The 6,300-nt window shown below is 25.2% G+C and carries 7 protein-coding genes; 3 read left to right on the top strand and 4 right to left on the bottom strand.

From position 1 onward, the window contains the following. Window positions 1-4 precede the first annotated feature (4 nt). The 3 genes from aroE (at window position 5) to Q0K52_RS09270 (ending at window position 2,563) form a co-directional block, all read left to right on the top strand. Window positions 5-862: a shikimate dehydrogenase gene (aroE, locus tag Q0K52_RS09260; RefSeq protein ID WP_297298738.1), complete on the top strand. Its 858-nt coding sequence runs from the start codon at window positions 5-7 to the stop codon at window positions 860-862. 18 nt (window positions 863-880) lie between these two features. After that, complete coding sequence (gene aroD / locus Q0K52_RS09265; RefSeq protein WP_297298740.1) at window positions 881-1,618, top strand: type I 3-dehydroquinate dehydratase; 738 nt, start codon at window positions 881-883, stop codon at window positions 1,616-1,618. Window positions 1,619-1,705: 87 nt separating this feature from the next. Then, complete coding sequence (locus Q0K52_RS09270; protein ID WP_297298742.1) at window positions 1,706-2,563, top strand: leucine-rich repeat domain-containing protein; 858 nt, start codon at window positions 1,706-1,708, stop codon at window positions 2,561-2,563. Between the two features lie 86 nt (window positions 2,564-2,649). Here Q0K52_RS09270 and Q0K52_RS09275 read toward each other — a convergent pair whose 3' ends face one another. The 4 genes from Q0K52_RS09275 to Q0K52_RS09290 form a co-directional block, all read right to left on the bottom strand. Next, entirely contained in the window at window positions 2,650-3,510 is an 861-nt protein-coding gene (locus Q0K52_RS09275; RefSeq protein WP_297298743.1) for an amino acid ABC transporter substrate-binding protein, read from the bottom strand. 69 nt (window positions 3,511-3,579) lie between these two features. Continuing rightward, entirely contained in the window at window positions 3,580-4,389 is an 810-nt protein-coding gene (locus Q0K52_RS09280) for an amino acid ABC transporter substrate-binding protein (protein WP_297298745.1), read from the bottom strand. 320 nt (window positions 4,390-4,709) lie between these two features. Next, a complete protein-coding gene (locus Q0K52_RS09285) occupies window positions 4,710-5,492 on the bottom strand; it encodes an amino acid ABC transporter ATP-binding protein (RefSeq protein ID WP_297298747.1) in 783 nt (260 codons plus the stop codon). Beyond that, window positions 5,476-6,126, bottom strand: coding sequence for an amino acid ABC transporter permease (locus Q0K52_RS09290; RefSeq protein WP_297298748.1), 651 nt, complete (start codon window positions 6,124-6,126; stop codon window positions 5,476-5,478). The genes Q0K52_RS09285 and Q0K52_RS09290 overlap by 17 nt, the downstream gene beginning before the upstream one ends. Window positions 6,127-6,300 lie beyond the last annotated feature (174 nt).

A 6,300-nucleotide genomic window follows, 5' to 3' on the forward strand; every position in this document is an offset into this window, starting at 1 on the left:
TCCTATGCAGATAAACTCCAGTACAACATTAATAGCATTATTCGCATCTCCTTGCCGACACAGTATATCCCCTATTATGCATAATGAAGCATTTGATAAACTTAATCTCAATTATGCCTATTTATCATTTGAAGTTGATAATAATAATTTGAAAGATGCTGTTCAGGCTATAAAAACATTCAATATGAGAGGCGTTAATCTTTCAATGCCTAATAAAAAAGAAGTAATAAAATATTTGGATAAAATATCAGAAGCTGCAGAATTATCACAAAGTGTAAATACCATAGTAAATGATAATGGAATATTAACTGGCTACAGTACAGATGGCGAAGGTTTTATAAAATCTTTGGAAAATGAAAATGTATTTATAAAAGAAAAAAATATTACAATATTAGGTACTGGAGGAGCTTCAATAGCAATAATATCTCAGGCTGCATTGTATGGGGTAAAAAAAATCTATGTATTTAAAAAAGATACTAATTGGAATGAGCAAAAAAAGATTATTGATAATATTGCATCTAAAACTAATTGCAGTATAGAATTATTCAGTCTTGAAAATAAAAATATTTTAAAAGAAAAAATAGATGATAGTTATGTATTAATCAATGCCACAAGTGTAGGTATGAAAGAAGATATCTCTTTAATAAATGATGATTCATTTTTTAGAAAAGATTTAATTGTAAGCGATTGTATATATAATCCGGCAAAAACAAAATTATTACAAATAGCTGAAAAAAATGGTTGTAAAATAATAAATGGTATTGGAATGTTATTGTATCAAGGTGCTTTAGCTTTTGAACTTTGGACTAATAAACAAATGCCTGTAGAGCATATAAAAAATATTATATTTAATAGAAATTGATTATTCGGAGGATGCAATATGGAAAATAAAATGAGAAATTTAAATTTCAATGATGGAATTCCTAAAATATGCATATCCGTAGTTGAAAAAAATGAAAGAGATATAATCAAATATATAAAAGAAGTATCAAGGCTTCCAATTGATATTATAGAATGGAGAGCTGACTTTTTTATTAATGATTCTAATTTTAATGATATAATCCCTATTTCAAACGAAATAAAAAAATCAACTAATAAACCAGTACTATTTACTTTAAGAAGTTCAAAAGAAGGCGGAAATATAGAATATAATAATTATAAATATATATTAGATGTATATAATAAAGTAATAGAAAATAAATGCTTTGAATTAATAGATTTAGAATTACTTACTTTAAAAAGCAATGATATAAAAGATTTAATAAAATCATGCAATTTAAATAATATAAAAACTATAATATCAAATCATGATTTTAGTAAAACACCTTCCAAAAAAAATATTATATCAAGAATAAAGAAAATGATAAAATTAAAATGCGACATAGCAAAAGTTGCCTACATGCCTAAAAACAAAAAAGATGTTATGGCTTTATTAGATGCTGCAAGTGAAATAAAAGATTTTCCTATAATAGCAATATCTATGGGTGAACTTGGTGTTATAAGCAGAGTATTCGGATCAGTATTAACATTTGCTTCTGCTAAGCGTTCATCAGCACCAGGACAGTTGGAAGCTATGAAACTAAGATATATATTGGATAGTATTTACAAAAAAAATTAAATTTTTTTTCATAAAAAATAATTGATGACAAAATTTGTCATGTGATACTCCTATAATCATATTATATGATTAAAAAGGAGAATAATCATGAAAAATATTTCATCAAACAAAATAAATTCTGATTTATTAAATAAAAAAATAAGTGCTATACATAATTTTTTTGAAAAAAATCACTTAACTAAACTAGCTGATTATAATGAAGAAGATTTATTAAATATTAGAGAATTAGATTTAAGTTCATCAAAATTAACTTATTTACCAGAAGAAATTGATATATTAGTAAATCTTCACAAGTTAGATGTATGCAATAATAATTTAGAAAAATTACCAGATAGTATATGCAATTTAGCAAATTTAAAATACATTGATGTAAGTTTTAATAAAGTTACAAATCTTCCAAAAAAAATAATATCATTGCAAAATATTGAAGAAATAGATATATCTAATAATCTATTTAAAACTTTTCCAAAAGAAATATTTAAATTAGAAAAATTAAAAACAATTAATTTATCAGGATATTTATTGAATGAAATACCAAAAGAAATATTTTCTTTATTAAAATTGGAAGAACTTGATATTTCCAATAATAAAATAAAAGAAATACCATCTCAAATTTCAAAATTACAAAATTTAAAAAGATTAAATATTAATAATAATAACATAAAAAATCTTCCTAAATCAATAACTGAATTACCTAAATTAAAAGTGTTATCAATTCTAGATAATAACCTAAATACTATTAGCAAGAATATAGGAATGTTAAGTAATTTAGAAGAACTTTATTTCAGCAGCAGTTCTTTAATAACTATAGAAGATGAATTTTATAATATAGAAAATTTAAAAAAATTATATATAAAAGGAAATTTATCATCAGTACCAAATGAATTATATAAACTAAAAAACTTAAAATATTTATATATAAATGGAACAATATACAATAATTAATAATTAGAGATAAAGCACAAAGACAAAAGTATATAAAAAATAAAAATATACTCTTGTCTTTGCTTATAAATTATTTTATTTTATGGCTACTTCAATACTATGTCTTTACCAAACCATTTTTTAGATATCTCTGCTGTTGTACCATCAGCTTTCATTTCATCTAATATTCTATTAATCTCATCTCTAAGTTTAACATCAGATTTTTTGAATCCAACAACATATAATCCGTCAGTAAATGGTGTACTTTGAACAACAGCAAAAGGAACTTTTTTCTCAGCTATATAATAATTAGCATAAACATCATCTAAAACAACAGCATCTACTCTGCCATTTTGTAAATCTATAAGAGCATCTGTATTAAGATCATATTTTTTTAGTTCTTTTATTTTAGATATTATAGGGTGATGAGCAATCTGTTCATAATTTCCGCCGTATTGAACTGCTACAACTTTTCCAGCCAAATCATCTATAGAATTTATAGTTTCATCATCAACATATTTTACTATAATAAGCATATTGTTTAAATATGGTTTAGAAAAAATCATTGATTTACTTCTTTCACTATTTATATTAAGGCCATTCCAAAGTACATCAACTTCTCCATTAGTTAATATTGATGTTGAATTTCCCCAATTTATAGTTTTAGTATTAAGTTTAACTCCCATACGTGCTGCTACTTCTCTAGCCAAATCTATATCAAATCCTACTACATCACCAATCTCATCTTTAAAACCCATTGGAGCAAATGTATCATCTAATCCTAAAGTCAATATACCTGTATTTTTTACTCTTTCTAATGAATTATCTTCTTGATTTACAGGAATATCCTCATGTTCTTTAGTTATAACAATATTTGTATTTGATAATGGCTTTTGTTCCTCTGTCTTATTACAGCTAACTGCAAAGGCAAAAGCAATTAAAAAAATAATCTTTGAAATATTTTTCATAATTTTTCCCCTTTATAATTTTTATTTATAATATGAATAAAAAATTAATTATTCATAAATAAATTTTGCTTATTTTAAGAATATATCTTTAGCAAACCATTTTTGAGATATTTCTGCTGCTTTTCCGTCAGCTCTCATATCATCTAATATTTTATCAACTTCAGCTAAAAGTTTTCCATCAGATTTTCTAAATCCAATACCGTATAATTCTTCAGTTAAAGGACTGTTATCTACAACAACAAATGGTGCTTTCTTTTCAGATATATAATATTGAGCAGCTACTTCATCTATAATAACTGCATCTATTCTTTTTGCTTGTAAATCTAAAAATGCATTAACGTTAACATCATATCTTCTAATTTCTTTAGCTTCTTTACTTGCTGGATCTGCTGTTAAAGCTTCATCATTGCTTCCAACCTGAACACCTAAAACTTTTCCTTTCAAATCATCTTTAGAATTGATTGTATTATCATCAATAGCTTTTACAATAACAAGCCTGTTATTAAGATAAGGTTTAGAAAAATTAATTTGCTGTTTTCTAGCATCATTTATTGTAACGCCGTTCCACAACATATCAACATCGCCTTTATTAAGACTTAATATTGAACTAGACCATTCTATAGGTTTTATTTCCAATTCCACTCCAAGTCTTGAAGCAACTTCTTTAGCTAAATCGATATCAAATCCTACAACTTCGCCATTTTCATCTCTGAATCCCATTGGAGCAAATGTATCATCTAATCCTAATACAATTTTTCCAGCATCTTTTACTTTTTGTAATGAATTATCCTCTGCTGATACATTACTTTTATTACCAGAATTACAGCTGATAATAAATGAAAAAATAATTAATAATAAAATACTTGATACACGTTTCATGTTATCTCCTTGTCAATTTATAAATAAATGTTAATGATTTTTATATTTAAGATTATATTTTAATGGGTGGTATGATGAAATAAGAAAATAGTATCAAAACCTGCATATAAATAAGATTTATTCATAATAAAAACTCCACAACCTATCTTCTATTACTACATATTGTAATACTATTAAAAAAAATGTCAATATAAAAACTATGAAAAATAATAAAAAAAATTTTATTATTTTTATAAAATTTTATTTTATTATTAAGTTTAATACATAAAATACAAAAATAACTAAATAATAATGTGAAATAAACTTTTTTAATTTATGTATTATTTATGGAAAATTTTATTTAAGAAATCTTTGATCCTTTCATTCTTTTGATTATTAAAGAAATTATCAGAAGAATCCATAGCTATAATTTTACCTGCATCCATAAAAGCTATATTTGTAGAAAGCTCATGAACGAAACTCATTTCATGACTTACTACAATCATAGTCATTTTTTCTTTAGCAAGTTCTTTTAATACTGTTAAAACTTCTCCTATGAGTTCTGGATCTAATGCTGAAGTAGGTTCATCGCAAAGAAGTATTTCAGGCTTCATTGCTAAAGCTCTGGCAATAGCAACCCTCTGTTTTTGTCCGCCTGATAATTCATTAGGATAATTATCTTTTTTATGTTTAAGACCTACACTGTCAAGAAGTTTTAAAGCTTCTTCTATAGCCTCGTCTTTATTTTGTTTCTTTACTATAATTGGAGCTTCTATTATATTTTCTAAAGCTGTTTTATGAGGGAATAAATTGAAATGCTGAAATATCATTCCTATTTTTTCTTTACGCTTCATAAAATCTGCATGAGTAATACTAAAAGCTTTTTCGCCTTCTTTTTTACAGAATAAAACTTCATTATCTATATAAACCTCACCATAATCAGGTTCTTCTATCTGTATAATATTTCTTAAAAGAGAACTTTTTCCTGCTCCGGAAGGCCCTATAATAGAAAGTATATCACCTTTATTAACTGTAAATGATACTCCGTTAATAGCTGGAGTTCCTTTATAACTTTTCTTTATATTTACAACTTTTAAATTAGTTTCTTTAGTTTCTAATGACATACTTTTTCTCCAATTGTCTGAACACAAACACAAGTATATATGTAAACAATAAATATATAATAGCTGCTATAAAAAATGGAAGCAGTTTATAATCTCTTGTTAATATTTGTCTTGCATGAAGCATTAAATCCCCTATTCCAAGAACTATAACTAAAGCTGTATCTTTAACCAAGTTAATAGCTTCATTAGAAAGAGGAGGCAATACTCTCCTTATAGCCTGAGGAAGAATTATTCTAGTCATAATTTGTCTATAAGTTAAATTAAGTGCAAAACCTGCCTCATATTGTCCCTTCTCTATACTTTCAATACCTGATCTGAATATTTCCATAAGATAAGCGGCATAATTAAGTACAAAAGTTATAGCTGCTGAAGCAAATGCAGGAAAAGCTATCATATTATTAGTCATAAGAGGAAGACCATAATAAAAGAATATAAGCTGAAGTACCAATGGAGTACCTCTGAATATCCAAGCGTATATATCAAAAATATATCTTACAAACTTTGGCGTACTAAACTGTAATGCAGCAAAAATAATACCTAAAGGAAGTGAAAATATTGCTGTTACAAAATAAAGAGATAAAGTAGTATATGTTCCCTTAAGCAGGTACAAAGTAGTAGATATTATATAATCCATAAATACAACCAATAAAGATTTTTTATTCTAATTAATAAATAATGAAGTATCATTATAATACTATTTGTAAAAATATCAATAATAAAAAATATTTACAATTGTTTAAGAGCCATAGATATTGCACACTTTTATTTTAAAAAAAGAAGGTATTCCTTATAATTTAAATTACTAGAA

Source organism: uncultured Brachyspira sp. (assembly GCF_944390845.1).
GTDB classification, from domain to species: domain Bacteria; phylum Spirochaetota; class Brachyspiria; order Brachyspirales; family Brachyspiraceae; genus Brachyspira; species Brachyspira pulli.